Raw genomic sequence first — 25,836 nt, 5'->3', positions numbered from 1 at the left:
CACCGAGCCCACGCGGCAACCTTTCGTCTGACGCGTCCGGAGACGATCGGCTCACCCGGCCTCCCGTCGCCCGCTCCCTCTTTCCCGGGTCGCATTCCGCTGCCGCTACAGTCGTCCGGGAAAGAGGAAGCGGGACGGGGCGGAGAATCCGGGAAGGGGCGGAGACCCTGTGATCCGGTCTGCGAAAGATCCCGGATCATCGAGCCCGCGCGGCGCCGGGCAGAGCTCTGCGTCCCCTAAAGCAAAGCCGGCATCCGCATGACCAAGCAATTGGATGTTGGGGGACCCGGCCGGTCAGGCGGCCAGGGCGAGGCCCGCCAGCGCCGCCACGAGCCCCCACATCGCGCCGACCGCGGTCCGGTAGAGCGCAAGCGCCCGGTCGATATCCGCCGCCGTCGCCTCGGTGCGGCCGTCGCCCATCCAATGGTCCTCGACCCGGATCGTGCCGTAGACCCGCGGCCCCGCGAGCCTTAAGCCCAGCGCGCCGGCCATGGCGGCCTCGGGCCAGCCGGCATTGGGCGACCGGTGCCGGCCCGCATCCCGCAGGACGGCCCGCACGGCGCCGGCCGCCGAGCAATCCGCCCGCAGGGCGGCCGCCGCGACGAGGAGCGCCGCGGTCAGGCGCGAGGCCGGCAGGTTCACGAGATCGTCGAGGCGCGCGGCCGCCCAGCCGAAGGCGGCGTGGCGCGGGGTGCGGTGGCCGATCATGCTGTCGGCGGTGTTGACCGCCTTGTAGAGCGCCCCCCCGGGAAGCCCCGCGGCGGCGGTCCAGAATGCGGGCGCCACCACGCCGTCGGAAAAGTTCTCGGCGAGGCTCTCGATCGCGGCCCGGCACAGGGCCGCCTCGTCGAGCGTCTCCGGGTTGCGGCCGACGATCATCGAGACCGCGCGGCGGCCGCCCGGCAGGCCCTCGCGGCGCAGATCGGCCGCGACCCGGGCCACGTGCTCGTGCAGGCTGCGCTGCGCCGGCAGGCTCGCCGCGAGGAGGCCGCCGAGCAGAAGGGGAAGCCCGCAGGCCTGCGCGGCCGCGGCGAGGAGAAGCGCCGTCCCCCCGGCAGCCAGGAGCACGAGGGCGAGCCCGAGGATCCCGGCCGCGCGCCGCAGGGCCGGGGGATCGCCCTCGCGGTTGAGCCCGCGATCGAGGACGGCGATCAGCCGGCCGATCCAGGTGACAGGATGGCCGAGCGCCCTGTACAGGCGGTCGGGGTAGCCGATTGCCGCCTCCGCCGCGAGGGCGATGGCGAGCAGGATCAGGCTGTCGGGCGGGTGAAGCGAGGCGGGCATGGTGGCTCGAGAGACGATCCGGCACGGAGGCGATCTCGGCGAGGCGCAGCGGCTGTTCCCGGATGCCCCGACGCCCTGGATCGACCTCTCGACCGGCATCAACCCGGTCCCCTATCCGTGCCCGGCGCTGGAGGCCAGCCTCCTGAGCCGCCTGCCCGCCGCCGAGGATCTGCGCGCGCTCGAAGCCGCAGCGGCGGCGGCCTATGGCGCCGACCCCGCCCATATCGTCGCGGCCCCGGGCACGCAGGCGCTGATCGGCTGGCTGCCGGCCTTGCGGCCGGCGAGCCGCGTCGCCGTGGTGGGGCCGACCTATGCGGAGCACGCGGCCGCGTGGCGCGGGGGCGGCCATGCCGTCGAGACCGTGCCGGATCTCGACGCGGCGCTCCGAGCCGAGGTCGCGGTGGTGGTCAATCCCAACAATCCGGACGGCCGGGTGACGGGACGCCGCACGCTCGACGCAGCCGCGGCGGAGCTCGCGGCCCGCGGCGGGCTCCTCGTCGTCGACGAGGCCTTCGCCGATCTCGAGCCGGTGGAGAGCCTGTGCGGCGCGGTTCCGCCCGGCGCGGTGGTGCTGCGCTCCTTCGGCAAGACCTATGGGCTCGCGGGGCTGCGCCTCGGCTTCGCCGTCGCACGCCCGCCCCTCGCTGACCGGCTGCGGCGGGCGCTCGGGCCCTGGGCGGTGTCGGGGCCGGCGATCGCGATCGGTCGGGCGGCGCTCGCCGACCGGGCCTGGCGGGAGGCCGCTTCCGCCGCACGGGGGCGGGACGCTGCCCGCCTCGATGGCCTCCTCGCGCGGGCGGGCGGGCGCCTCGTCGGCGGCACCCGCCTGTTCCGCACCGCCGCCTTCGCCGAGGCGCCCGCCCTGTTCGCGCGGCTCGGCCGGGCCGGCCTGTTCGTGCGCCGCTTCGACGAGGCGCCCACCCGCCTGCGCTTCGGCCTGCCGGGTTGCGAGGTGGGCTGGGCGCGGCTCGAACGCGCCCTGGTGTGAAACCTCCGCGATACGCCCGCGCCATCAAAAAGGCCGAAAAAACCGGGATCTCCAGGGCAGCCGGCAGGGCCGGTCTCGCCTCGCGTCCGGTCCCGGGCGCGCCTCGTTGACCCCCGCCAGGGTTGGGCCGCATAAGCCAGCTTGGCCGCTTCGGCGGACCGGACGATCCGGCGCGGCGGGACGCGGGATGTCGGGAATCGGCCGGGCGAGCGGAAGCGGGAACGAGACGGCATGAGCGTGGACGAGGTCAAACGGCGCGACAAGCTCGGCAGCGTCATCGCCTTCGCGCGGCGCTCCCTGCCCGAGCTGCGCCGGGACGCCGAGACGATCGAGCCCGTCGACGCGCCGCGTCCGCGGCGCATGTTGCAGCTCCTCAAGCCGCTCCGCTGGACCCGCCTCATCCGCACGGAGGAGGATGTCCATCCCCGGCGCGCGGGGGCGGGCCTCATCCGCGGCTTCGGAATCTTCGTCCTGCTGCCGACGGCTTTGGCCGGCTTCTACCTGTTCGTCCTCGCGTCGGACCAGTACGTGGTCGAGGCCCGGTTCGCCGTGCGCGGCGAGGTGCTGCCCCTCGGCGAGGTCAAGGTCGGCGAGTTCGCGAGCGTCATCCAGAAGAACAACAGCCAGGACACCTACATCGTCGCGGAGTACATCCGCAGCAAGCCGATGCTGGAGAGCGCCCAGCAGACCCTCGACGTCAAGACGATGTTCATGCGCCACGAGGCCGATTTCTGGGCGCGGTATTCCGGCAAGGCACCGATCGAGGAGCTGCTGAAGTACTGGCGCAAGCAGGTGCAGGCCTCGATCGACCTGATCTCGGGCATCATCACCCTCAAGGTGACGGCCTTCACGCCGCAGGACGCGCTCGCGATCGCCAACCACATCGTGGCCCGCTCCGAGAACCTGATCAACGGCATCTCGGAGCGCGCCCAGGAAGACATGCTGCGGCACAGCCGCGAGGAGGTCCAGAAGGCCGGCGAGCGGCTCACCCGGGCGCATCTCGCCCTCAAGGAGTTCCGCAACCGCTGGGGCATCATCGACCCGGCGAAATCGGCCGAGGCCACCTACATGACCCTGATCGATCTGCGCAAGGAGAAGATCAAGCTCGAGAACGACCTTCAGGTGCTGCGCTCGTCCTCGCTCGACGAAAAATCCCGCTCGATCCAGGCCCTCGTCGCCAACGTCGCGGCGATCGACCAGCAGATGAAGCACCTGCAGCAGACGCTCACGAACGACGCGATGGCCGTCGACACACCCAACGCGGCCCAGGCCCTGCTCGAATACGAGCGCCTCGTGATCGAACGCACCGTCGCCGAACGCCTGAACGAATCGGCAGTGGGCATGTACGAACGCGCCCGCATCGCCGCGAGCAAGCAGTCGATCTACCTCGCGACCTTCGTGCCCCCGGCCGCCCCCCAATACGCGGCGCTGCCGCAGCGGCCCGAGAGCCTGTTCGTGATCTTCTTCTGCCTCCTCGTGACCTGGGGCAGCGCCACCCTCCTCGTCGAGGGCGTGAAGGACCACAATATCTGAGGCCGCCCCGATGCCGGACTCGGACTTCACCGATCTGATCGCCCGCGCGATCTCCCCCACCATGTCGCGCGAGGAGCGCGAGACGGTCTACCAGGTCGTGCGCCAGGCGGTCCTCCGGCTCCAGGAGCGCGATGGGGTGAGCCGGGACGACCCGCGCGCCGAGCTGCAGGCCCACCTCATCGAGGAGACGATCGGCGAGGTCGAGGGCATGGTCAGCCGCTACATCGCCCGGCGGACGATCGACACCGCGGCCAGCGAGCAGGCGCCGCCGAGGACGTGATGCCGGCGGCCGGGAGCGCCGCCGAGGATGGGCTGGGGAAAACGCGCCGCGCAGGGGACCCCGGATGGCGGGCAGCGCGTTCAGTCTCCCGTCTGGCTTTCGCCCCTGCCACAGATCATCCGGCCCGATCATGACCAAGCCTCCCTCCCCGACCCCGTCTCCTGCGGAACCGGCGGTGATCCGCCGCCCGCGCATCCGGGAAGGGCAGCCCTTCCCCCTCGGGGCCACCTGGGACGGGCTCGGCGTCAACTTCGCGCTGTTCTCCGCCCATGCGACGCGGGTGGAGCTCTGCCTGTTCGACGATGACGGCGAGACGGAGATCGCGCGCATCGACCTGCCCGAATACACGGACGAGGTCTGGCACGGCTACCTGCCGGATGCCCGCCCGGGCACCATCTACGCCTACCGGGTCCACGGCCCCTACGAGCCGGAGGCCGGCCACCGCTTCAACCCGAACAAGCTCCTGCTCGATCCCTACGCCAAGGCCCTGGTCGGCTCGGTGCGCTGGGACCCGGCCCTGTTCGGCTACGTGATGGAGAGCGGCGACGACCTCACCTTCGACGAGCGCGACAGCGCCCCCTTCATGCGCAAGAGCCGGGTGATCGACCCGGCCTTCACCTGGGGCCGCGACCAGAAGCCGGACGTGCCCTGGGACCGCACAATCATCTACGAGGCCCATGTCAGGGGCTTCACCAAGCTCCACCCCGCCGTTCCCGAGCGCCTGCGCGGCACCTATGCGGGCCTCGGCACCAAGCCGGTGCTCGACTACATCCGCAGCCTCGGCGTGACCGCAGTCGAGCTTCTGCCGGTGCATTCCTTCGTCAACGACAGCTACCTGCTCGACAAGGACCTGGTGAATTACTGGGGCTACAATACGTTGTCATTCTTCGCGCCGGCGCGGCGCTACGCGGCGGTGCCCGACTTCGCCTTCTCCGAGTTCAAGGAGATGGTGGCGCGCCTGCACGGCGCCGGGCTCGAGGTCATCCTCGACGTCGTCTACAACCACACCGCCGAGGGCAACGAGCGCGGGCCGACCCTCTCCTTCAAGGGCATCGACAACGCCTCCTACTACCGCCTGCTGCCCGACCAGAAGCGCTACTACATCAACGACACCGGCACCGGGAACACCGTGAACCTGTCGCACCCGCGGGTGCTGCAGATGGTGACGGATTCCCTGCGCTACTGGGCGACGGAGATGCGGGTCGACGGTTTCCGCTTCGACCTCGCCACCATCCTCGGCCGGGAGCCCTACGGCTTCGACGAGGGCGGCGGCTTCCTCGATTCCTGCCGCCAGGACCCCGTCCTCTCCTCCGTGAAGCTGATCGCCGAGCCGTGGGATTGCGGCCCGGGCGGCTATCAGGTCGGCGGCTTTCCGCCGGGCTGGGCGGAGTGGAACGACCGCTTCCGCGACGACATGCGCGCCTATTGGCGCGGCGACGAGGGCATGCTGCCAGATCTCGCCTCGCGGCTCACCGGCTCGGCCGACAAGTTCAACAAGCGCGGCCGCAAGCCCTGGGCCTCGGTGAACTTCCTCACCGCGCATGACGGCTTCACGCTGCACGACACGGTGTCCTATAACGACAAGCACAACGAGGCGAACGGCGAGGACAACCGCGACGGCCACTCGCATAATCTCTCGTTCAACTACGGCGTCGAGGGGCCGACGGACGATCCCGAGATCCGCGCCTTGCGCTTCCGCCAGATGCGCAACATGCTGGCGACGCTGTTTCTCTCAAGCGGGACGCCGATGCTGCCGGCCGGCGACGAGTTCGCCCGCTCGCAGCAGGGCAACAACAACGCCTATTGCCAGGACAACGAGATCTCCTGGATCGACTGGCAGGGAATCGGGCCGGAGGAGAGGGATCTGGCGGATTTCGCCCGCCGCCTCCTGACCCTGCGCAAGGCGCTTCCGATGCTGGGCCGCGGACGCTTCCTCACGGGCGCCTTCGACGAGGAGCTCGGGGTCAGGGACGTCACCTGGCTCACCCCGGCCGGTCATGAGATGACCCCCGAGAACTGGAACGAGAGCGGCGCGCGGGCGCTCGCCGTGCTGCTCGATGGGCGCGCCCCGACGAGCGGGCTGCGCCGCCGGGGCTCGGAGGCGACGCTGCTGCTCTTCCTCAACGCCCATCACGATCTCGTACCCTTCACGCTGCCGGAGGTGGTGGGCGGGCATTCCTGGGTGCGCCTCGTCGACACCAACCTCCCGGATGAAGACGAACTCGCCCGCTTCGCCATCGGCGATACCTACGATGTCACCGGGCGCTCGCTCATGCTCTTCGTCCTGCGGCCCGACGAGGCGGATCACGCGAGCGAGACGTGGCGTTCCTTTCAGCACGTCATCCAGGCCTTCGAGCGGGCCCATTCGGAAGCGGTCGTCTTCGCGGTGCCGGAGGAGGGCTGACCCTTTCGCCGCTTCGGGTGACCCCGACCGGCGTGGCCTGAGCGCGCCTCAGGCCGGGTGCTTCAGGCGGGCCAGGATCGCCTCGCGTGCGGCCCGGGAGCCGGCGAGCCGCTCGCGTGCCTGCGCCAGGATGGCGGGCGGCGCCTGCCCGGGCGTGCCGGCCGCGAAGGGCGGCGCGGGAGCGTATTCGAGGCAGAGCTGGACCGTCTGCGCCTCCGCCTCACCCAGCAGCGCCGCCACCACGGCGAGCCCGAAATCGATCCCCGAGGTGACTCCGCCCGCCGTGATGAGGGATCCGTCCCGCACGATGCGGTCCTCGACGGCGGTCGCGCCGAACGCGGCGAGGAAGTCGAGGGCGTTCCAGTGCGTCGTGGCGCGCCGTCCCGCGAGCAGCCCGGCCGCGCCGAGAACCAGCGACCCGGTGCAGACCGAGGTGACGAAACGGGCCGCCGCCGCCCGTTCGCGCAGGAAGCGCAGGGTCGCCTCGTCCTCCAGGAGCGCGTTGATCCCGCTGCCGCCCGGCACGCAGAGCACATCGAGGGGCGGGCAGGTCTCGAAAGTAGCCGTGGGGTTGAGCGTCAGGCCGGTGGCGGAGACGACCGGCGCGAGATCCTTCCAGACGAGGTGGACCTCGGCGCCCGCGGCGGAGGCGAAGACCTCGTAGGGTCCCGTCAGGTCGAGCTGCTGGACGGCCGGAAAGACGAGGATCCCGAAGCGCAGGGACATGACGGCGGCTCCCGATTGACGGCCCGGATGCTACCGGCGCAGGCTTTGGCGGAGACGCCAAACATCCCTCGCTTCATGCCAAACGCACGCCGCATCGAGATCCTGGCCTTTCCCGATGTCCAGCTGCTCGACGTGGCCGGGCCGCTCCAGGTCTTCTCCACCGCCAACGACATCGCGGCCGCAGGAGGCGCGCCGCTCCCCTATGCCCCCACCGTGGTCGCGGCCGAGGCCTCGGTGACGAGCACGGCCGGCCTCGCGCTCGCCACCGAGCCCCTGCCCCCGGCCGACGCGCCCCTGCACACGCTGATGGTGGCGGGCGGGCGCGGGGTCGATGCGGTGAGCGAGGATCCGGCGCTGCTCGCCTGGGTCCGGCGCCGAGCCGATGCGGCGATCCGCACGGCCTCCGTCTGCAGCGGTGCCTTCGTGCTCGCCGGGGCGGGGCTCCTCGACGGCCGGCGCGCGGTCACCCATTGGGGTCGCTGCGCCCAGTTCGCCGCGCGCTTTCCCGCCGTGCGGCTCGATCCCGATCCGATCTTCGTCCGGGACGGCAGCGTCTGGACCTCCGCGGGGGTCACGGCGGGCATCGACCTCGCCCTCGCCCTGGTGGAGGACGATCTCGGCCGCGCCACTGCCCTGGCGGTGGCCCGCCAGCTCGTCATCTTCCTCAAGCGCCCCGGCGGGCAGGCGCAGTTCAGCACGCTCCTCGCCCTCCAGGAGGCGGGACGCTTCGACCGGCTCCATGCCTGGATCGCCGAGAACCTGAGGGCCGACCTCTCGCTCGCGGCCCTGGCGGACCGGGCCGCCATGAGCGCCCGCAGCTTCTCGCGCCATTACCGGCAGGCGACCGGGCGCACGCCCGCGCGGGCGGTCGAGGAGATCCGGGTCGAGGCGGCCCGCCGGCTGCTGGAGCAGGGCGCGCCCGTGGCGCGGGCGGCGGCCCAGTGCGGGTTCGGATCGGAGGAGACCATGCGGCGCGGCTTCCTGCGGGTGATCGGCACCGGGCCGCGGGCCTATCGCGAGCGCTTCTCGGGGCGCTCCGCGTGAGCCTCGGCGGCAAAGCCCCATTGCGCGCGCAGCTCCGCGGCGGTGACGCCCCGGGCGCGCAGGGCCGCAAGCGGCTCGGAGCCGCGCGATTTCGCGAGCTTCCCGCCCTCCGCATCAACCAGGAGGGCATGGTGATGGTAGCGGGGCGCCGGCAGGCCGAGCAGGGCCTGGAGCAGGCGGTGCAGGTCGGTGGCGGCATCGAGATCCCGGCCCCGCACCACATGGGTGACGCCCTGCAGCGCGTCGTCATGGACCACGGCGAGATGATAGCTCGTCGGCGCGTCCTTGCGGGCGAGCACCGCGTCGCCCCAGCGCTCCGGTGCGGCGAGGCGCTGCGTGACCGCGCCCGCCTCATCGAAGCTCTCGATCACGAGCGGCCCCGGGCACGCGGCGCGGGCCTGCCCCATGTCGAGGCGCCATGCATGCGGCTCTCCCGCCGCGATTCGGGCTTCAGCCTCCGCCGCGGCGAGGCTCCGGCAGGTGCCCGGGTAGAGCGGCGCCCCGTCCGGGTCGCGGGCATGGCTCGCCGCCGCGATCTCCCGGCGCGAGCAGAAGCACGGATAGACGAGGCCGCGCGCCCGCAGCCGGTCGAGGGCCGCCGCGTATTCCGCGAAATGCGCGGATTGGCGCCGCACCGGCTCCTCGAAGGGCAGGCCGAGCCAGCGCAGGTCGTCGAGCATCGCCGCAATCAGCTCCGGCCGGCAGCGCGTGATGTCGATATCCTCCAGGCGCAGGATGAGGCGGCCCTGCATTCTGTCGGCGAAGGCCGCGTTGAGCAGGGCCGAATAGGCATGGCCGAGATGGAGGCGCCCGTTGGGGCTCGGGGCGAAGCGGAAGACCGGAGGAGACACGGCGGCGATGGGACGAAGAGCGGCTGAGCCACAGATGGGGATTGCTGCCGGCGCCGTCGATGCCGCGGGCCCGCCCGCGCGGCTCCTCGATTCGGAGGCGGTGCTGCATGAAGGCGTCGAGGCCCTCACCGCCTGCGACCCGGTGATGGCCCGCATCGTCGCCGCAGGCGCGGTGCCACCCCTGCGCAAGCGCCCGCCGGGCTACGAGGGCTTGGCCGGCATCATCGTCGCCCAGCAGCTCTCGACCGCGAGCGCGGGCGCGATCTGGGGCCGCCTCAAGCGCCTGCTGCCGGACCTGACCCCTGAGACCTTCGCGGCCGCGGCGGACCCGGATCTCAAGGCGGCCGGCCTCTCCGGGCCGAAGATCCGCACCCTGCGAGCGGTGGCGGAGGCGGTGGGGACGGGCCGGCTTCCGCTCGACGCGCTCCACATCCTCGGTGCCGACGAGGCCCACCGCCTGATGGTCGCGGTGCACGGCATCGGCCCCTGGACGGCTGATGTCTACCTGCTGTTCTGCCTCGGCCATCCGGACGCCTTTCCGGCGGGCGACCTCGCGCTCCAGGAGGCAGCCCGCCTCGCGGACGGCCTCGATGCCCGGCCGGGCGCCGCGGCGCTCAAAGAACGCGCCGAGCTCTGGCGCCCCTGGCGCGGGGTCGCCGCCAAGGTGCTGTGGGCGTATTACCGCGTGGCCAAGGCGCGCGACGCGGCGCCTCTTCCCTCCTGAATTCCGCCCTCCTGATCCCGAGGTCTCGCGATGACGACGCTCACCGGCCCGCGCCTCCCGCCCCGTTCGGGCCGCCCGCGCCAGCTCGTGGTGCTGCTGCACGGCTTCGGGGCCGACGGCAACGACCTGATCGATCTCGCCCACGCCTGGCAGCCGCTCCTGCCCGATGCCGCCTTCGTGTCGCCGCACGCGCCCGAGCCCTGCCTCCAGGGCTTCGGCCGGCAATGGTTCCCCCTCACCTTCCGGGACCCGCACGAACGCTGGCGCGGCGTGAACCGGGCCGCGCCCACGCTGGATGCCTTCCTGGACGCGGAGCTCGCCGAGACCGGGCTCGACGAGAGCCGCCTCGCCCTGGTGGGGTTCAGCCAGGGCTGCATGATGGCGCTCCACGTCGCCCTGCGGCGCAAGCGGCGCCTCGCGGCCCTGGTCGGCTTGTCCGGGATGCTGGTGATCGAGGAGGGCAAGGGGCCCGAGAGCCTCAAGCCCGCGATCCGCTCCGTGCCGCCGGTCCTCCTCGTCCATGGCGATCAGGACGACGTCATCCCGGTCGAGGCGCTCTTCCTCTCGGCCGACCTGCTCTCGGGCGCTGAGGTGCCGGTGGAATGGCATCTCTCGGCCGGCATGGGCCACGGCATCGACGAGGGGGCGCTGCACCATGCGGGGCTGTTTCTGGCGCAACGGCTCGGTGAGAGCCTCCCCCGGTGAAAGCAGGGATCGATCCGGGGATCCGGCCTGCCTCTATCCCCGCACTTCCTTCAGCGCCGCCTGGGCGCCGAGCCGCAGCAGCCCGGCATCGCCCATGAGCGCGATCAGGTCGAAGCCCTCCTGAACGTTCTCGCGGGCGCGGGCCGCCGAATGGGCATAGACGCCGATCCGCTTGCCCGCCGCGCGGGCCCGGGCCCGGGCGTGGTCGAGGGCGGCGCGCACCACGGATCCGCCCGGGTCGAGGCCGGCCCCGCCCGAGAGCGCGATCGACAGGTCGGAGGGCCCGATGAAGATGCCGTCGATCCCCTCGACCGCCAGGATCGCATCGACGGCGTCGAGCGCCTCGCGGGTCTCCACCATGGCGAGCGACAGGCAGAACCCGTTCGCCTCCCTGAGGTAGGAATCGGCCGGGAGCCCCGAGAGCGCGAGGGCCGGCAGCGGCCCCCAGCTGCGCGCGCCAAGCGGCGGATACTTGGCGAAGGCGGCGAATTGCCGGGCATCCTCGGCGCTGTTGACCATCGGGGCGATCACCGCCGACACACCCGCATCGAAGAGCCGCGAGACGGTGCTGAAGGCGCCCACCGGCACCCGCGCGATGGTCGGCTTGCCGCGGGCCGCCACCAGCGGGACGGTCCGTGCGATACTGTCGAAGTCGTGGGCGCCGTGCTGCATGTCGAGCGTGACGGTATCGAAGCCGGGCTCGGCCGCGAGCAGTCCCGCCACGGCCGGCTCGGCGATCCCGCACCAGGCGGAGACGAGAGGCGTGCCCTCCCGAAACCGCGCCGCCAGGGCGGCGACCGCCCCACCCCGTTCCGCCATGCCGTTTCTCCCTGTCCGCTCCGGCGCTCCGGCCGGTCCCGCCCGAGCTTAAGCATCCTTCGCCGACGTGTCCCGCGGCTCGGCGATCAGAATGATGCGGAAGCAAAGAAATCCAAGCAGCGGGGCGCAGCCGCGCCGGCTTGAGCGGCGGACCGGGCCGCGTCGAGGCGGCTTGATCCGCGCCGAAAATCGGCGATTCTTGACATGCGGACTGCCCGGAACCACATGCCGGGCATTGCAGCGCACGACAGGGAGGGCGGCCCCGATCCGCCCGGAGAGCTTGGGACGAGCCGCCCGCCGCGGCCCGGCCGATGCGTTGTGCTGCCTTCCCGCTTCGGGTAGTTTGCAACCGGCTGCCGGGACGATCACGTCCCCGGCCCGACCTGGTTTCGGGTCGCCGCGCCGCGGGCCTCACATCTTATTTGGAGCCACGGCCCCATGGATTTCCTCAAACCACGGTACACGCCTATGAACCGCCGCCGTCGCATCTACGAGGGCAAGGCGAAGGTCCTCTACGAGGGGCCGGAGCCGGGCACGCTCATCCAGCACTTCAAGGATGATGCGACCGCCTTCAACGCCAAGAAGCACGAGGTGATCGACGGCAAAGGCGTGCTGAACAACCGGATCTCCGAGTTCATTTTTCAGCATCTCAACGACATCGGCGTGCCGACTCATTTCATCCGCCGCCTCAACATGCGCGAGCAGCTGATCCGCGAAGTCGAGATCATCCCGCTTGAGGTCGTGGTGCGCAACGTGGCGGCCGGATCCCTGGCAACCCGGCTCGGTCTTGAAGAGGGCACGCAGCTCCCGCGCTCGATCATCGAGTTCTATTACAAGAACGACCAGCTCAACGACCCGATGGTGTCGGAGGAGCACATCACCGCGTTCGGCTGGGCGACGCCCCAGGAAATCGACGACATCATGGCCCTGGCCATCCGGGTCAACGACTTCCTGTCCGGTCTCTTCCTCGGCGTCGGCATCCGCCTCGTCGACTTCAAGATGGAGACGGGCCGGCTCTGGGAAGGCGACCTGATGCGCATCGTCGTCGCCGACGAGATCTCTCCCGATTCCTGCCGTCTCTGGGACATCAAGAGCCAGGACAAGCTCGACAAGGACCGCTTCCGCAAGGATCTGGGCGGCCTGATCGAGGCCTATTCGGAGGTGGCGCGCCGCCTCGGGATCCTCGGTGAGAACGAGAAGGTTCAGAGCGGCGGCCCGCGGCTCGTCCAGTAGCCTCGGGGCCGGCCTCAGCGGCGTTCATGGAACGGGGCTGCCGATCGGCGGCCCCGTTTCGTTTGCCTAGCGCAAGGGTGAGGCGTCGGGCGGCGGCCCGAGGCGCGTATAGGTCGGGGCCTGCGGGTCGAAGCCCGGGTGATACCAGGGATCGGCGGCGAGCGCCGCGTCCCAGCGGGCCCGCAGGGCGGCGACCTCGGCCGCGTGGCGCACCCGCGCCTCCGGCGTCCAGCGGCGGCTCGCCGCCTCGCGGTGATGCAGCACCGCGCCCGGCACCATCAGGGTACGGTAGCCCGCGCGATCGAGGCGCAGGCAGAGGTCGACGTCATTGAAATCGACCGCGAAGGCGGCCTCGTCGAAGCCGCCGACCTGCGCGAATTTCCGCGCCTCCACCACGAGGCAGGCCGCCGTGACGGCCGAGACCCGGTGCGTCGCGGCAAGCCGGTGGAGGTAGCCCGGCGCATCGCCCGGGAAGTGGCGGTGGGCATGGGTGACGAGCCCGCCCGTGCCCAGCACGATGCCGCCATGCTGGATGCGTCCGGCCCCGTCGAGGAGCTTCGCCCCCACGGCACCGACCTCCGGCCGCAGCGCCTCCTCGGCCATCCGCCGCAGCCAGTCCGACTGAGCCGCCTCGACGTCGTTGTTGACGAAGCCGAGGAGTTGGCCGCGGGCGATCGAAGCCGCCCGGTTGTTCATGGCCGCGAAGTTGAACGGACCCGGGCAGGCGAGCACCCGGGCGGCTCCCGCCGCTTCGAGTTCCCGGAAACAGGCGAGCGTCTCGGGCTCGCGGCTGTCGTTGTCGCAAACGATGATCTCGAGGGCGGGCCAGTCGGTGCAGGCCCGCAGGCTGTCGAGGCAGGTGCGCAGGAGATCGACCCGATCGCGGGTCGGCACGATCAGGCTCGCCAGCGGCAGCGGGTCTGGCAGCGGGCGGCGGATCGCCAGCACCCCGTCCGGCCCGGTCTCGACGACGGCGCCCGGAACGCGGGCCTGTGCGAGGGCGCGGCGCGCCTCGCGGACGGCCTTGCTCGGCCCAGGCGGCTCCGCCGCGAAAGGCCGCCACAGCGAGAGCATCCGCGGCAGATGCCGCACGGCCCGTGGGCCGTGCCGGTCGTGGAGCGCCAAGAGCAGCGCCGGCCCCTCCGCAGGACCGGCCTCCTCCAGGGCGGAGCGCCGGACCGCCACGACCGGTCCCACCGCATCGACCGCGAGCAGGAAGTCGGGGTCGAAGGCCGGGCGCAGCAGCGGCAGCAGCGGCGCCCCGTCGGCCCCGAGAACCAGCGCGTCGCCGTAGAGCGCCTGCAGCGACGGCTCCGCGCGGAAGGCGTCTTCGATGAGGGCGACGGCCCCCGCCGCGAGGCTGTGGCCGGGCGGGCAGAGGATGACCGGAAAGGTGGCGGGCGCGGCCTCTGGCCCTGCCTCCGGGACGGGATGCGGATGCAGCCGGTGCGCGGCGCCGAGGAGCGCCGTCGCGAGATTGCGAGCCCGCACGCGCTTGCCGCCGAGCCACGCCCGCGCGATGGCGAGCGCCTCCCGCGGATGCCGGACGAGCAGTCTCAGCGCCGCAAGCCGGCGCCAGGGCGAGGGCCGCAGCGGCTCGGCGAAGCGCAGCGCGTCGAAGGCGGCGTGCGGGGGGAAGCGCAGCGGACCCGGCGCCCTCACTCCAGATCCTCCCCGAAGGTCGTGACCGAGAAGGCCGGATGATAGTAGGGGTCGTCGCGGATCACGCCGCGCCAGCGGGCGGCGAACCGCTCCGCCTCCGCCTCGAAGCGTACCCGCGCGGCGCCGACGGAGGGGCCGCGGCTCACGGATTCGTGGTGATCGAGCACCGCGTGCGGCGTCCAGAGGTTGCGCAGACCCGCCTCGCGCAGGCGCAGGCAGAAGTCGATGTCGTTGAAGTCGACCGCGAAGTCCTCCGCATCGAAGCCGCCGACCCGGTCGAAGGCCGCGCGCGTCACGGCGAGGCAGGCGGCGGTGACGCCCGCGACCTCATGCGTGACCCGCAGGCGGCCGAGATGGCCCGGCGTATCCGCCGGACGGTTGCGGAGGATATGGCCCGCCCGGCCGCCGAGCCCCACGACCACGCCGGCATGCTGCAGGCGCCCATTCCCATACAGGAGCTTCGCCCCCACCGCACCGATGCCGGGGCGCACCGCAAGCCGCACCATCTCGGCGAGCCAGCGCGGCTCGCGCACGGCGACGTCGTTGTTGAGGAGCACCACCACGGCCCCGCGCGATGCCGCCACGCCCGCATTGACGAGCGCAGAGAAGTTGAACGGCCCGGGCCGGTCGAGACGGCGCACCCGCGCATCGGTGGCGAGGCCCGCATAGAAGGCCGCGACCTCGGGATCGACCGAGCCGTTGTCGACGAGGACCAGTTCGAGCGCCGGGTAGTCGGTCTCTTCCAGCACGCCCCGCACCGCGACGCGGATCAGGTCGGGACGGTCGCGGGTCGGGATCACCACCGAGACGAGAGGCGGCGGCGCGGGCAGCGGCCAGAGGAGATCGGCGCCCTCCCGCCGCAGCGTCGCGGTCGAGCCTGCCCGCTGCAGGGCCGCCGCGAGGTCCGCAACCGGCTCCTCCGGCGCATCGGGGCGGCGGCAGAGCAGGCGGGCGACGTGGCGGACGCGCTCCGGGGCAACGGCCAGGAAGGCGGCGGGGGCTAAGGCCCGGAGCCCCTGCGCCGGATCCCAGCCGCAGGATTCGAGGAGGGGCCGCGCGATCAGCAGCGGCCGGCCGGGATAGCCCGTCGCAAGGGCGAGATCGGGGCTCCAGGCGGGCTTGAGGCGCGGACGCAATCCGGCGCCGGTCTCGACCTCCTCGTCCGCATAGACGAGATCGGCCTCATCCAGCGCATCCGCCAGCTGGGCGAGGGCGTCGGGCGCCAGCACATCGCCCGGATGCAGGACGCCCACCGCCTCCGCCTCGGGGAAGCCGGGGCCGGACAGGATCCGGGAATCCTGCGGCAGACTGCCCTGGCCGGGCGGCGCCCCGCGCCACGCCAGGGCGAGACGCCAGTCGCGGTGGCTCTGGGCGAGCAGCGCCGACAGGCTGCGCCGCACGGCGGCAAGCTCGGTGGCCTCGGCTTCGAGCCGAAGGCCGATGCGCCGGGAGGACGGCGCGCGCCGGTCGAGGGCGGGCTCGAAGGCGCGGGCGCGCTCGGCCCGCCAGGCGGCGTAGCCGTCGAGCGGGGTCACGGCGGCGGCGATGCGCAGCATGGTGTGGAAGCGCCGCAGGTCGCGCCGCCCCGCATGGAACAGGGCGGCGGCGAGCATGGCGGGCCGGCGCCTTGAAGCCCGGGCGAGCACGGAAGTCAGGCCGAGGAGCCGCGCCGCCTCGATCCGGACCTCCCCGGCCGGCGCGGCGAGCAGGATGGCGGTGGTGCCGCGTGGGACCGGCCCGAGCCAGGAGGCCCGCCCGAGCACGGGGCCGGGCAGCAGAACATCCGCATGCCCCTCCGCGCGCAGAAAGCGCAGCATCGGGCGGCTCGGCCGCGCGAAGCGGTTCGCCGCGAGGGTCAGCGACAGCCAGCGCCCGCCCGGGTCGCGCGGCAGGACGAGGCGGCGGGTGAAGTCCGGGTCGTCATGGGGGGCGAGGCGGAGCGGCGGCGCGGACACGGGGCCTGGGCCGGGGCTCAGCCGGCAGGCGCCGCCGCGGCGGGCTTGCGGCTGCGGCGGGCGGGCTTGGAGGCGCCGCCACCGAGGCCCACCTCGATCTCGAAATCCGCCGCGGCGGTCGCCGGCACCGTGATGCCGTCCTCCACGAAGGCGAAGGTCGCGCTCGCCGCGCCAGTCGGGATCGTGACGGCGGCGCGCCGGCTGCGGCGGGCGAGAATCGTGCTGCCGTGCTTGACGGTCACGGTGACGGGCGCCTCGAAACGCCCCGGCGATCCGCCGGGCCCGAGCAGCGCCCGCCCCTGGACGCCCACCTTGACGAGGACCGAGCCGCCCGGACCGGGCGCACATTCGCGGCTCACCTGTGCCAGGGCGATCTGGTGGCGCACCGTCCCGCCCGCGAGCGATTGCAGGGAGGCACCGCCCTCCGGGATGTCGATGATCGGGCAGTAGGTGTCGTCGGGATTCGGCGGCGCCTCCGGCGGCTTGGTGGTGCCGCCGTACCGGAGGATGTTCAGGAACGGGTTGCTGCCGTCGTCCTCCTGGGCCCGGGCCGGGCTCCCGGCGAGCGCCGCCCCGCAGAGAAGAACCGCGCACCCCTTCAGAAATCCGCCTGCCGTCACGATGCTGTCCTCAGGCTATTGCAGCTTGTCGAACCCGGTCGCGAAGCCCTTGAGCGAAAGCGGGATGCCCACGCCCTCCTCGGGGGTCTGGAACACGATGAAGGTCGCCTGCTGGCCGGACTTGAGCTGCTTGATCAGGTTCTCGTCCATCACGACCTCAGCGACGCAGCCGGTGGAGAGACAGCGCACGAACAGCGTGCGGCCGATATCCGCCTGATCGATCTTGAGCCCTAGCCCTGAGGGCAGCAGGATGCCGAGCGGCGCCACCACCCGCAGCAGCGTGCCGCGGTTGTCGGCGGTCTTCAGCACGATCACCGCCAGGGTGAGGTTCGGGCGGTCCTCGGCCGCGACGTACTGGACGAGGGCGCATTGCTCGGCCTTGGCGCCGGCCGGCGTCTCGCACCGCAGCTGCCAGTCGTCGAAGGTCTGCTTCACCGCCCCCTGGGCCGCGGCCGATCCGGCGGCGAGCCCCGCCGCGAGCAGCAGGGCCGCCAGGATCCCGGCCCATCGCACCATGTCTCGCACGCCTCTCCCGCTCCGTTCTGCGCCGTCGGGCGCCGCATCCCGGGCGGCTTCCGACCACGGGGACCCGTGACTGTCAAGCGAAGGAGCGTCACGGCAGCAAAGACACAGACGCCGCCCAAGCGCCGGACTGCCTGCGCCGCAGCTTTCTCCGGCACCGAGGCCGCCCTAGATTGAGCTCACACTTGTCCGACCGGATGCCGCCGATGCGCCCGCCCCTGAGAGCCGTCTCCTTCGCCCTGCTGCTGGCCGCACCGGCCCTTGCCCATGCCGATCCGCTGCCGGTGGAGGACACGACCTACATCGAGCGCTCGCTCAACCGTTACGCGCCGCTCACCATCGAGCACCCTCCCGTCCCGCGCAATCCGCGGGGACGGCGGGCGGCCCGCTCGGCGGAGATCGCGGGCTTCTGCCGCGACGGCGGCCTGATCCGCCGCCGGGACGAGATCGGCGTGGTGATCATCCGCCAGCGCGAGATCTGCGACGCGATCGCGCCGCGCACGCTCGCTCCGGGCCAGATCGATCCCCGGCCGACCTGGCCCTCGGTGACCTCGGTCGTGGTGCGCACGAAGGGCTGAGCCGGCGCCTCCCCGCCGTTCCCGGGCGTCTGAAGCGGCCGCGGACAGGAGACAAGGATCCGGCACAAGCCTTCCGACGCGCGTGGATCCTCCGACGCTCGTGGCAGCCGCCCCGCTCCTCATGCTGAGGTGGCCGGCGGAGCCGGCCCTCGAAGCACGCCTGACCGCTGGTCCAAGGCTCTGGTGGCTGGGAGCACCGGTCCGGGGTGCTTCGAGGCAGCCTGCGCGATCTTCGATCGCCTGCACCTCAGCACGAGGAGCGGGGCGGCTGCCGCGCAGGTCAGGTTCGCTTGAGACGAACCGACACAGCCAAGGCCGACCACCCTAGCCGTAGCGGTGCAGCTCCGTGCCGTGGCGCTTGAGCCAGCGCTCGGCCTCATCGACCCGCGGATAGAGGCGCTCGAGCAGGCTCCAGAACCGGTCGGAATGGTTCATCTCGGCGAGATGGGCGACCTCATGGGCGGCGAGGTAGTCGAGCACGAAGGACGGCGCGAGGATCAGCCGCCAGGAGAAGTTGAGGTGGCCCTGGGCCGAGCAGGAGCCCCAACGGCTGCGCGTGTCGCGCACTGTCAGGCGCCTCGGCGCGCGGCCGAGCGCCCGCGCGTGACGGGTGACCGCCTCGCGCAGGTCCAGGCGGGCTTCGGCTTCGAGAAAGTCCCGCACGCGGCGCCCGACATGGGGCGGCTGGCACGCGACGGCGATGATGGGGGCATCGGTCCCATCGCGGGTCGCGACGGTCGCGCCCGAGGTCACGGACCAGTGCAGGATGCGGTGCGGCACGCCCCGCAGCGGGACCATCGCCCCCGGTTCGAGGGCGACCCGGGCCGGCACCTTGGCGACGCGTGCGGCAATCCAGCCGGCATGCGCGTCGGCGAAAAGCTGCGCGGTCGAGACGGCGGTGCGCTCGGGCAGCGTGAGGACCACCTCGCCGGTCGCGCTCGAGACCCGGAGCGTGATCCGGCGGGCGCTGGCGCGTCGCCGCATCGCGACGCGAAAGCTGGTGCCTTCATGCACGACCGTGAGGTGGGTGGGATCGGGCGCCGACCGGCGCAGCAACGCGACTCGCATAGGGGCATTCTAGGCGGTCGGCAGGGCTCCTGTCAGCTTGCCGGTTGCGGGTCGGCGCGCCTCAGCTTGCCTGGAGCAGCACCGGAACCGCGGTGCCCTGCATCTCGTGCATGAAGGCCGAGATGCGCGGCAGGATGTGGGTGCGGAAGCGCGAGCCGTTGAACACGCCGTAATGCCCCACGCCCTGCTGCAGGTGGTAGAGCTTGCGGTGCTCCGGCAGGTTCACGGCGAGTTCGAGCGCGGCCCTGGTCTGGCCGACGCCGGAGATGTCGTCCTTCTCGCCTTCCACCGCCATGATGGCGCAATGGCGGATCGCCGCCGGATCGACGATCGCGCCGCGGTGGCGCATCTCGCCCTTCGGCAGGGCATGCTCCACGAACACGGTCTCGACGGTCTGGAGGTAGAACTCCGCCGTGAGATCCATCACGGACAGGTACTCGTCGTAGAACTCGCGGTGCTTCTCGGCCGAGTCGCCGTCGTTGCGCACGAGGTGCTTGAACATGTCCCAGTGCGCCGTCAGGTGCCGGTCGAGGTTCATGCCCATGAAGCCGGAGAGCTGGAAGAACCCCGGATAGACCTCGCGCCAGGAGCCCGGATAGCCCGGCGGCACCACCGTGATGCAGTTGCGCTTGAACCAGCTCATGCCGCGCTCGGCGGCGAGGCAGTTCACCGCGGTGGGCGAGCGGCGGGTGTCGATCGGCCCGCCCATCAGCGTCATGGAGGTGGGCACGCCCGGAAGCCCCTCCGCCTCCATCCGCGCCACCGCGGCGAAGACCGGCACGGCCGGCTGGCAGACCGCCATCACGTGCAGGTCGGGGCCGAGATGCTGGAACAGCTCGATCAGGTAGTCGATGTAGGTGTCGAGGTCGAAGCGGCCCTCGTCGAGCGGCACCATGCGGGCGTCGACCCAGTCGGTGATGTAGACCTCGTGAGCCGGCAGCAGCGCCTCGACGGTGCCGCGCAGGAGCGTCGCGTAGTGACCCGACATCGGAGCGACGACGAGCACCTTGGGCTGGGCCCGCAGGGTCGGGCGCTTCAGCGCCCGATCGAAGGCGATCAGGCGACAGAACGGCTTCTCCCAGACCAGCCGCTCCGTCACCTCGACGGTCAAGCCCTCCACCTCCGTCGTCGGCAGGCCGAAGGCCGGCTTGCCGTATCGGCGCGTGGTGCGCTCGAACATCTCGCAGGCTGCCGAGACCGTGCGGCCGTAGGGCGTGTAGGAGATCGGGTTGACCGGGTTCTGGAACACGAGCTGGGTCGCATCGGCTGCGGCGCGTGCCGGCGTCAGCATCCAGTGGGCTGCTTCGTACCAGAAATAAGAGAGATCCATGCCGCCACCGCCCGTTCTCGGAACCAGCAGCGCCGGGACGCCGCCAAAGAGCCCGGTCCCAACTGCTGATTCTAAGTTATGGTTCCACTGAGCGGACGCAAGGGCAAGAGACTCGACCAAAGTGCAATATCATACCAAAGAGACAGCGCTGTGCCATTTTCGTCGCAGGCATGCCCGCGAGATCGGCATTATCCTGCCGCGCCTTCGGCGGCGGCAGCCTCTGGCCGGCAGCCTTTCCCGCGCTATCGTGGTGGCATGACAGAGGCCACGCCGATCGATCTCGTGCACGATGCGCGCCACCTGCGCCTCGACACCCTCGTGCGCCTGCGCTGGCTCGCCATCACGGGGCAGAGCGCGGCCGTGGCGGGCGCGCATTTCGGCCTCGGCCTGCCCCTGCCCTTCGGCTGGTGCTTCCTCGTCATCGCCGCCTCGTCGTGGCTCAACCTGCTGCTGCGGGTCCGGTTTCCTGCGAGTTACCGATTGAGCGACACCGCCGCCGCCCTGCTGCTGGCCTTCGACATCGTGCAGCTCGCCGCTCTCCTGTTCCTGACGGGCGGATTGCAGAATCCGTTCTCCCTGCTCTTCCTCGCCCCGGTCCTCATCTCGGCGACGGCGCTGCCGCCGGTCCACACGCTCGCCCTCGGGCTGTTCGCGGTGGGTCTCTCGACGCTCCTCGCCCTCGTTCACCGCCCGCTGCCCTGGTTCTCGGCGGAGAAGATGGAGTTCCCCTTCCTGTATGTGTCGGGGGTCTGGACGGCGATCCTGCTCGGCATCGCCTTCACGGGCGTCTATGCGTGGCGGGTCGCCGAGGAAGCGCGCCAGCTCGCCCAGGCCCTCGCCGCGACCGAACTCGTCCTCGCCCGCGAGCAGCACCTCTCGCAGCTCGACGGGCTCGCGGCAGCGGCGGCGCACGAGCTCGGCACGCCGCTCGCCACCATCACGGTCGTCGTCAACGAGCTCGACCGGGCGCTCGGCCCCACCGCCACGCCCGCCGTCGCCGAGGACCTGAAGCTCCTGCGCGAGCAGGTGGAGCGCTGCCGCGGCATCCTCTCGAAGCTGACCTCCCTCGACGACGACCAGTCGGGCTTCCTCGAGACGATCACCCTCAGCCACCTCGTGGAGGAGCTGGTGGCCCCCCAGCGGGCGCTCGGCATCGTGCTCGACATCTCGGCCCGCGGGGACGGGCCGGAGCCGACCTGCCGGCGCAATCCGGGCGTGCTCTACGGCCTATCGAACATCGTCGACAACGCCGTCGACTTCGCGGAGAGCCGGGTGATCATCGAGGCGCGCTGGAATGCCGACCGGGTCTGGCTGGAGATCCGGGACGACGGCCCGGGCTTCGCTCCCGACGTGCTGCTGCGGGTGGGCGAGCCCTATGTCACCACGCGCGGCGCATCCCGGACGGACAGCCAGGAGGGCGGGTCGGGCCTTGGCCTCGGCCTGTTCATCGCCAAGACCCTGATCGAGCGCTCGGGCGCCCAGATCATGCTCGCCAACGCCGCCGCCCCCTCGACCGGCGCCGTGGTGCGGATCGCGTGGCCCCGTCACGTTTTCGAGAGGGAGGTGACTGTGCGACGATTCGGGGGGACGAACGGACCCCTCCCCCTGACGCAGGCCCGCGATGTTCCTATATAAGGTGCTGAAGAAACAGAACGAATGGTGAGGAGCGTCGCTTGATGACGCAGCACGGAACCTTGAGCACGCCGGCGAGTTCCGGCACCGTCCCGGAGGGCGATCCGCTCGCCGCTCATGCGGATCGCAGCCTGCTGATCGTGGACGACGACAAGCCGTTCTCGACCCGGCTCGCCCGCGCCATGGAGGCGCGCGGCTATCAGGTGCAGGTGGCCGAGAGCGTGGCCGAGGGCGTGTCGCTGGTGGATGCCCATCCGCCGGCCTTCGCGGTCATCGACATGCGGCTTGCGGACGGCAACGGCCTCGACGTGATCGCCCGCCTGAAGGAGCGCCGCCCGGAGGCCCGGGGCGTGATCCTGACGGGCTACGGCAACATCGCGACCGCCGTGACGGCAGTGAAGCTCGGCGCGTTCGACTACCTCGCGAAGCCCGCCGATGCGGACGAGATCCACGGCACGCTGATGGCCCAGCCGGGCGAGCGGGCCGACCCGCCGGAGAACCCGATGTCCGCCGACCGGGTGCGCTGGGAGCACATCCAGCGCGTCTACGAGCTGTGCAACCGCAACGTCTCGGAGACGGCCCGCCGGCTCAACATGCACCGCCGCACCCTGCAGCGGATCCTGGCCAAGCGCGCGCCGCGCTAAGCAGGTTTCGGAACAGTGCCTTGCGGTTTTCCGTCAAAACCTGCGACCCAGCAAAAGCCTAAGCGGACGAAGGGGTGGCACGCCCCGCCAAGTCTGCTTAGGGCCGCCCGAGATGCCCGGGGGCACCACAACCCCTCGCCCGTCACCGGGAGAGGGGTTTTTCGTATGATACCCGCATGATCGCTTCGTCCTGCTGAGACCTGACGATCCGACCCGCGGCAGAGCTTCCCTCCCTGTCCCGGCGCATGCAGCGTCAGCGGAAGGAGATCCGGGAAAGCATCTGTGTTTGGCGTCAAGCCTGTTGGGGCTGATTTGGCGTCCAGAGGCGGTCCTGAGCGATGAGGCTGTTGGCCAGCACGGCGAGCTTGCGGGCCACGGCGATGATGGCGCACTTTGGCTTCTTGCCGTTGGCGATCAGGCGTTCGTGGAAGGCTTTCAGGCCGGCGTTGTGGCGGGCGGCCGAGAGCGCCGCGAGGTAGAGGACGCGGCGCACGGGCGGGCGGCCGCCCCAGATGACCCGCACGCCCTGGCGCGCGCCGGAATCGTCGGCGACCGGCGCCAGGCCCGCCAGCAGGCCGATCTGCCGGCTGCTGCAGGTGCCCAGCTCGGCCAGGCTGGCCACCAGGGTGGCCGCGATCGTGTCCCCGATCGAGGGGATCGAGACCAGGATGGCATGCCGCCGGGCCAGTCCGGGATCGGCCGCGATGAGCCGGCGGATCTCGCCGGCAAGGGCCTCGATGTCCGCGGCGATCCTGGCCAGACGGTCCTGGAGCTGGCGGATCAGGAACGGGCTTGCGGCCGCGGCCAGCTGGTTCTTGAGGGCGGTTTGTTCGGCCACGGCGCTGTCGCGGGCCGCGACCAGTTCCTGGAGCGCTTCGAGCGCGTCCGAGGCCGGCGGGCGCTGCGGGGGGGCCATCACCGCGGCAAACTGCGCCAGCACGCGGGCATCGAGCCGATCGGTCTTGGCCCAGATGCCTTGCGCCTTGGCGAACATGCGCACCCGAAACGGATCGACGACGGCGACCGGCAGGCCCGAGGCATGCAGGCTGCGGCGGGTCTGGCGGTGCCACTTGCCGGTGGCCTCGACCACGACCAGCCCCAGAGCAAAGCGCCCAAGCCAGCGCTTGAGCTGCCGGATGCCGACCTCGGTATTGGCGAACCGCTGGGCTTGGCCGGAGGGGAGGACGTGGACGTCGAGCCAGCTCTTGCTGACGTCGATCCCCACGCTAGACTTGCCCGCGGTCTCTTGTTTGGACACTTCCTTGCCTTGCATACGGGACTTGCTCCCCAGCATCTGTTCAGGACAAGAGCCAGAGGGCGGCCGGATCCTGCTTTCCCACGGTGCCAATCCTAGAGGGAGATCGATCCCGGCCGCCCGCGTCGCGGCCGGTGGCCACCGGCCGCGACGCACCTCACAGCTTGGTGCGCTGGTCGGCCCGTCAAACATGCAAGAGGGAGCGGGAAGAGCGGAGCGCGCCTGCCGCGAACCGGATCGCGGGTCAGATCCCGGCCGCCCCGCCATCCGAGCGCGGATCGTGCGTCGCCTCGACCCGCCCGTTGCCGGGATGGCGCACCAGCAGTCCCGCATGGCCGAGCGAGTCGACGTAGGAGCCGCCGAGCTCCTCGATCTCGTGGCCGAAGCGGCGCAAAGCGGCGATGCAGGAGGGATCGAAGCGGTCCTCCACCTTCACGGTCATCGATTCGGCGCCCCAGGTGCGCCCGAAGAGGAGGCGCGGCGCGTCGACCGCATCGGCGACGCCCATCCCGTACAGGGCGTAGCGGGTGAAGACCTGCGCCTGGAATTGCGGCTGCCCGTCCCCGCCCATGCTGCCATAGGAGACTACCCGGCCGTCATCGAGGACGGCGAGCGCCGGGTTGAGCGTGTGGAAGGGCTTGCGGCCGGGCTCCAGCGGGTTGGTGGCCTTGGGATCGAGCGAGAAGGAGGTGCCGCGGTTCTGCCACACGATGCCGGTCGCCGGCAGGACGAGGCCGGACCCGAATTCCCAGTAGACCGACTGGATGTAGGAGACGGAAAGGCCGCTGCCGTCGATCGCGCCCATCCACACCGTGTCGCCATCGCCGGACGCACGCAGCGGGTAGGCCGCGGCACGGTCCATCGCGATGGCGGCGGCCTCCCGGGCGAGGCGCTCGGGGGTGAGGAAGGCGGCGGGGTCGTGCCGCAGCCGGTCGAAATCCGTCACCACCGCGTCGCGCACCCGGAAGGCGCGCTTCGTCGCCTCGATCAGCGCGTGGCACCAGGCCGGCGTCTCGGGCGGGATCGATCCCAGCTTCTCGACGATCCCGAGGATCATCAGGGCGGCGAGGCCCTGGCTCGGCGGCTGGCAGTTATAGACCGTGGCCTTGGCGAGCCGCACCGCGAGCGGCGCGCGGGCCAGCGCCCGGTAGCCGTCGAGATCGGCGCGTGTCACCGGGCTTCCGGCCCGCTCCAGGTCGGCCGCGATCTCGCGCCCCACATCCCCCCGGTAGAAGTCGTCGAGCCCCGCATGGGCGAGCTGCTCCAGGGTCGCGGCGAGCGCCGGCAGTGCGCGGATCGCGCCGGCCTGCGGCGGCTTGCCGTCGATCAGGAAGGTCGCGGCGAAGCCCGGCTGGTCGTAGAGCGTATCGAGCTCCTTCGGAGCATAGCGGGCCTCGGACGCCGAGACCGCGACGCCCTCCCGGGCGTGCCGGATCGCCTCGCCGAGCAGGAGGGACAGCGGCAGCCGCCCGCCGAGGGACCCGGCGAGTTCCCGCGCTAGGGCCCAGCCGCCGACCGCGCCCGCCACCGTGACGGCGGCGTCCGGGCCGCGGTCGGGGATCGAATCGTAGCCCTTGTCGCGGTAGCGCCGGATCGTCGCGAGGGCGCCGGCCGGGCCGCAGGCCTCGATGGTGTGGACACGCCCGCCCGGCTCGCGCACCAGCCAGAAGCCGTCGCCGCCGATGCCGTTCATGTGCGGGTAGACCACCGCGATGGTGGCCGCCATGGCGAGCATCGCCTCGACGGCGTTGCCGCCCTCGGCCAGGACGGCGCGGCCGCTCTCGGCAGCCAAATGGTGGGGGGCCGCACAGGCTGCACGGGCGAAGACGGGCGTCTCGGGCATGTCGCTCTTCGAGGGCGTGACGATGGCGCGGGTTGCGCCGGAGGGGGGCTTCACGCTACTGCCGCGCGGCGCCGAACGGAATACGATCCGGCCCGATCCGCGGCTGTGCCGCTCCCCGCCAGAAGGTGTCGCCCGT

General features: G+C 71.8%; 23 protein-coding genes. 11 read left to right on the top strand and 12 right to left on the bottom strand.

What is annotated here, in order from left to right; all coding sequences use genetic code 11:
• Positions 1–294: 294 nt before the first annotated feature.
• The gene (gene cbiB, locus MNOD_RS08945) at positions 295–1,284 is read right to left on the bottom strand and encodes an adenosylcobinamide-phosphate synthase CbiB (protein WP_015928535.1); all 990 of its coding nucleotides are present in this window, start codon (positions 1,282–1,284) and stop codon (positions 295–297) included.
• On the opposite strand from cbiB, the gene cobD reads away from it, so the two are divergent.
• The 4 genes from cobD to glgX all read left to right on the top strand — a co-directional run bounded on the left by cobD (position 1,283) and on the right by glgX (position 6,489).
• Positions 1,283–2,272: a threonine-phosphate decarboxylase CobD gene (gene cobD / locus MNOD_RS08940; protein WP_015928534.1), complete on the top strand. Its 990-nt coding sequence runs from the start codon at positions 1,283–1,285 to the stop codon at positions 2,270–2,272. The two genes, cbiB and cobD, sit on opposite strands and share 2 nt — an antisense overlap.
• A gap of 231 nt (positions 2,273–2,503) precedes the next feature.
• Positions 2,504–3,805 (top strand): KpsE/RkpR family capsule polysaccharide export protein, encoded by a 1,302-nt coding sequence (locus MNOD_RS08935; RefSeq protein WP_015928533.1) that lies wholly within the window; start codon positions 2,504–2,506, stop codon positions 3,803–3,805.
• 10 nt (positions 3,806–3,815) lie between these two features.
• Positions 3,816–4,085 (top strand): hypothetical protein, encoded by a 270-nt coding sequence (locus tag MNOD_RS08930; protein ID WP_015928532.1) that lies wholly within the window; start codon positions 3,816–3,818, stop codon positions 4,083–4,085.
• A gap of 130 nt (positions 4,086–4,215) precedes the next feature.
• Entirely contained in the window at positions 4,216–6,489 is a 2,274-nt protein-coding gene (gene glgX / locus MNOD_RS08925; RefSeq protein ID WP_043748358.1) for a glycogen debranching protein GlgX, read from the top strand.
• Positions 6,490–6,537: 48 nt separating this feature from the next.
• On the opposite strand, the gene MNOD_RS08920 is transcribed toward glgX, so the two are convergent.
• On the bottom strand, positions 6,538–7,215 hold the full coding sequence (locus MNOD_RS08920) for a DJ-1/PfpI family protein (protein ID WP_015928530.1): 678 nt from the start codon (positions 7,213–7,215) through the stop codon (positions 6,538–6,540).
• Positions 7,216–7,290: 75 nt separating this feature from the next.
• Between MNOD_RS08920 and MNOD_RS08915 the strand changes: the two genes are divergently transcribed.
• Positions 7,291–8,259: a GlxA family transcriptional regulator gene (locus MNOD_RS08915; RefSeq protein ID WP_083786348.1), complete on the top strand. Its 969-nt coding sequence runs from the start codon at positions 7,291–7,293 to the stop codon at positions 8,257–8,259.
• Here MNOD_RS08915 and gluQRS read toward each other — a convergent pair.
• Entirely contained in the window at positions 8,226–9,110 is an 885-nt protein-coding gene (gluQRS, locus tag MNOD_RS08910) for a tRNA glutamyl-Q(34) synthetase GluQRS (RefSeq protein WP_015928528.1), read from the bottom strand. The two genes, MNOD_RS08915 and gluQRS, sit on opposite strands and share 34 nt — an antisense overlap.
• 34 nt (positions 9,111–9,144) lie before the next feature.
• On the opposite strand from gluQRS, the gene MNOD_RS08905 reads away from it, so the two are divergent.
• On the top strand, positions 9,145–9,834 hold the full coding sequence (locus MNOD_RS08905) for a DNA-3-methyladenine glycosylase family protein (RefSeq protein ID WP_015928527.1): 690 nt from the start codon (positions 9,145–9,147) through the stop codon (positions 9,832–9,834).
• Positions 9,835–9,864: 30 nt separating this feature from the next.
• Positions 9,865–10,539: an alpha/beta hydrolase gene (locus MNOD_RS08900; protein WP_015928526.1), complete on the top strand. Its 675-nt coding sequence runs from the start codon at positions 9,865–9,867 to the stop codon at positions 10,537–10,539.
• Positions 10,540–10,572: 33 nt separating this feature from the next.
• Here MNOD_RS08900 and MNOD_RS08895 read toward each other — a convergent pair whose 3' ends face one another.
• On the bottom strand, positions 10,573–11,358 hold the full coding sequence (locus MNOD_RS08895; protein WP_015928525.1) for an HpcH/HpaI aldolase family protein: 786 nt from the start codon (positions 11,356–11,358) through the stop codon (positions 10,573–10,575).
• Between the two features lie 438 nt (positions 11,359–11,796).
• Here MNOD_RS08895 and purC point away from each other — a divergent pair, with 438 nt between their 5' ends.
• Positions 11,797–12,591, top strand: a complete 795-nt coding sequence (gene purC, locus MNOD_RS08890; protein WP_015928524.1) for a phosphoribosylaminoimidazolesuccinocarboxamide synthase — start codon at positions 11,797–11,799, stop codon at positions 12,589–12,591.
• Positions 12,592–12,657: 66 nt separating this feature from the next.
• Here the strand turns inward: purC and MNOD_RS08885 are convergent, their stop codons facing one another.
• From MNOD_RS08885 to MNOD_RS08870, 4 genes are read right to left on the bottom strand one after another with little or no spacing between them, the layout of a single operon-like run.
• The gene (locus MNOD_RS08885) at positions 12,658–14,253 is read right to left on the bottom strand and encodes a glycosyltransferase family 2 protein (RefSeq protein WP_015928523.1); all 1,596 of its coding nucleotides are present in this window, start codon (positions 14,251–14,253) and stop codon (positions 12,658–12,660) included.
• Positions 14,250–16,208, bottom strand: coding sequence for a glycosyltransferase family 2 protein (locus MNOD_RS08880; protein WP_015928522.1), 1,959 nt, complete (start codon positions 16,206–16,208; stop codon positions 14,250–14,252). The genes MNOD_RS08885 and MNOD_RS08880 overlap by 4 nt, the downstream gene beginning before the upstream one ends.
• 17 nt (positions 16,209–16,225) lie before the next feature.
• On the bottom strand, positions 16,226–16,828 hold the full coding sequence (locus tag MNOD_RS08875) for a hypothetical protein (RefSeq protein ID WP_015928521.1): 603 nt from the start codon (positions 16,826–16,828) through the stop codon (positions 16,226–16,228).
• A 15-nt stretch (positions 16,829–16,843) separates the two neighbouring features.
• Positions 16,844–17,344, bottom strand: a complete 501-nt coding sequence (locus tag MNOD_RS08870; protein ID WP_015928520.1) for an invasion associated locus B family protein — start codon at positions 17,342–17,344, stop codon at positions 16,844–16,846.
• Between the two features lie 212 nt (positions 17,345–17,556).
• Between MNOD_RS08870 and MNOD_RS08865 the strand changes: the two genes are divergently transcribed.
• Entirely contained in the window at positions 17,557–17,928 is a 372-nt protein-coding gene (locus MNOD_RS08865) for a hypothetical protein (RefSeq protein WP_015928519.1), read from the top strand.
• Between the two features lie 324 nt (positions 17,929–18,252).
• Here the strand turns inward: MNOD_RS08865 and MNOD_RS08860 are convergent, their stop codons facing one another.
• Together MNOD_RS08860 and MNOD_RS08855 are read right to left on the bottom strand one after the other, a co-directional pair.
• On the bottom strand, positions 18,253–18,996 hold the full coding sequence (locus tag MNOD_RS08860) for a M48 family metallopeptidase (protein WP_015928518.1): 744 nt from the start codon (positions 18,994–18,996) through the stop codon (positions 18,253–18,255).
• 61 nt (positions 18,997–19,057) lie between these two features.
• Positions 19,058–20,326 carry a polyhydroxyalkanoate depolymerase gene (locus MNOD_RS08855; RefSeq protein ID WP_015928517.1) on the bottom strand — a complete coding sequence of 423 codons (1,269 nt, stop codon included), beginning with the start codon at positions 20,324–20,326 and terminating at the stop codon, positions 19,058–19,060.
• A gap of 255 nt (positions 20,327–20,581) precedes the next feature.
• Here MNOD_RS08855 and MNOD_RS08850 point away from each other — a divergent pair, with 255 nt between their 5' ends.
• Both MNOD_RS08850 and MNOD_RS08845 read left to right on the top strand, forming a co-directional pair.
• Positions 20,582–21,961, top strand: a complete 1,380-nt coding sequence (locus MNOD_RS08850) for an ActS/PrrB/RegB family redox-sensitive histidine kinase (protein WP_015928516.1) — start codon at positions 20,582–20,584, stop codon at positions 21,959–21,961.
• A gap of 41 nt (positions 21,962–22,002) precedes the next feature.
• Entirely contained in the window at positions 22,003–22,602 is a 600-nt protein-coding gene (locus tag MNOD_RS08845) for an ActR/PrrA/RegA family redox response regulator transcription factor (protein ID WP_015928515.1), read from the top strand.
• 292 nt (positions 22,603–22,894) lie between these two features.
• On the opposite strand, the gene MNOD_RS08840 is transcribed toward MNOD_RS08845, so the two are convergent.
• Together MNOD_RS08840 and MNOD_RS08835 are read right to left on the bottom strand one after the other, a co-directional pair.
• Positions 22,895–23,875, bottom strand: a complete 981-nt coding sequence (locus tag MNOD_RS08840; protein WP_015927424.1) for an IS110-like element ISMno29 family transposase — start codon at positions 23,873–23,875, stop codon at positions 22,895–22,897.
• 226 nt (positions 23,876–24,101) lie between these two features.
• Positions 24,102–25,700 carry a gamma-glutamyltransferase family protein gene (locus tag MNOD_RS08835; protein WP_043750722.1) on the bottom strand — a complete coding sequence of 533 codons (1,599 nt, stop codon included), beginning with the start codon at positions 25,698–25,700 and terminating at the stop codon, positions 24,102–24,104.
• Positions 25,701–25,836 lie beyond the last annotated feature (136 nt).

It is taken from the genome of Methylobacterium nodulans ORS 2060 (assembly GCF_000022085.1).
Classification (GTDB): Bacteria; Pseudomonadota; Alphaproteobacteria; order Rhizobiales; family Beijerinckiaceae; genus Methylobacterium; species Methylobacterium nodulans.
The sequence above is the reverse complement of the archived record's forward strand: the minus strand, read 5'-3'. Positions and strand labels throughout refer to the sequence as shown.

Bases quoted from the DNA above. Each gene is read 5' to 3' on its own strand.
- cobD (WP_015928534.1), top strand. From the start codon at position 1,283: ATGGTGGCTCGAGAGACGATCCGGCACGGAGGCGATCTCGGCGAGGCG.
- cbiB (WP_015928535.1), bottom strand. From the start codon at position 1,284: ATGCCCGCCTCGCTTCACCCGCCCGACAGCCTGATCCTGCTCGCCATC.
- MNOD_RS08935 (WP_015928533.1), top strand. From the start codon at position 2,504: ATGAGCGTGGACGAGGTCAAACGGCGCGACAAGCTCGGCAGCGTCATC.
- MNOD_RS08930 (WP_015928532.1), top strand. From the start codon at position 3,816: ATGCCGGACTCGGACTTCACCGATCTGATCGCCCGCGCGATCTCCCCC.
- glgX (WP_043748358.1), top strand. From the start codon at position 4,216: ATGACCAAGCCTCCCTCCCCGACCCCGTCTCCTGCGGAACCGGCGGTG.
- MNOD_RS08920 (WP_015928530.1), bottom strand. From the start codon at position 7,215: ATGTCCCTGCGCTTCGGGATCCTCGTCTTTCCGGCCGTCCAGCAGCTC.
- MNOD_RS08915 (WP_083786348.1), top strand. From the start codon at position 7,291: ATGCCAAACGCACGCCGCATCGAGATCCTGGCCTTTCCCGATGTCCAG.
- MNOD_RS08905 (WP_015928527.1), top strand. From the start codon at position 9,145: ATGGGGATTGCTGCCGGCGCCGTCGATGCCGCGGGCCCGCCCGCGCGG.
- MNOD_RS08900 (WP_015928526.1), top strand. From the start codon at position 9,865: ATGACGACGCTCACCGGCCCGCGCCTCCCGCCCCGTTCGGGCCGCCCG.
- MNOD_RS08895 (WP_015928525.1), bottom strand. From the start codon at position 11,358: ATGGCGGAACGGGGTGGGGCGGTCGCCGCCCTGGCGGCGCGGTTTCGG.
- purC (WP_015928524.1), top strand. From the start codon at position 11,797: ATGGATTTCCTCAAACCACGGTACACGCCTATGAACCGCCGCCGTCGC.
- MNOD_RS08870 (WP_015928520.1), bottom strand. From the start codon at position 17,344: ATGGTGCGATGGGCCGGGATCCTGGCGGCCCTGCTGCTCGCGGCGGGG.
- MNOD_RS08865 (WP_015928519.1), top strand. From the start codon at position 17,557: ATGCGCCCGCCCCTGAGAGCCGTCTCCTTCGCCCTGCTGCTGGCCGCA.
- MNOD_RS08860 (WP_015928518.1), bottom strand. From the start codon at position 18,996: ATGCGAGTCGCGTTGCTGCGCCGGTCGGCGCCCGATCCCACCCACCTC.
- MNOD_RS08855 (WP_015928517.1), bottom strand. From the start codon at position 20,326: ATGGATCTCTCTTATTTCTGGTACGAAGCAGCCCACTGGATGCTGACG.
- MNOD_RS08850 (WP_015928516.1), top strand. From the start codon at position 20,582: ATGACAGAGGCCACGCCGATCGATCTCGTGCACGATGCGCGCCACCTG.
- MNOD_RS08845 (WP_015928515.1), top strand. From the start codon at position 22,003: ATGACGCAGCACGGAACCTTGAGCACGCCGGCGAGTTCCGGCACCGTC.
- MNOD_RS08840 (WP_015927424.1), bottom strand. From the start codon at position 23,875: ATGCAAGGCAAGGAAGTGTCCAAACAAGAGACCGCGGGCAAGTCTAGC.
- MNOD_RS08835 (WP_043750722.1), bottom strand. From the start codon at position 25,700: ATGCCCGAGACGCCCGTCTTCGCCCGTGCAGCCTGTGCGGCCCCCCAC.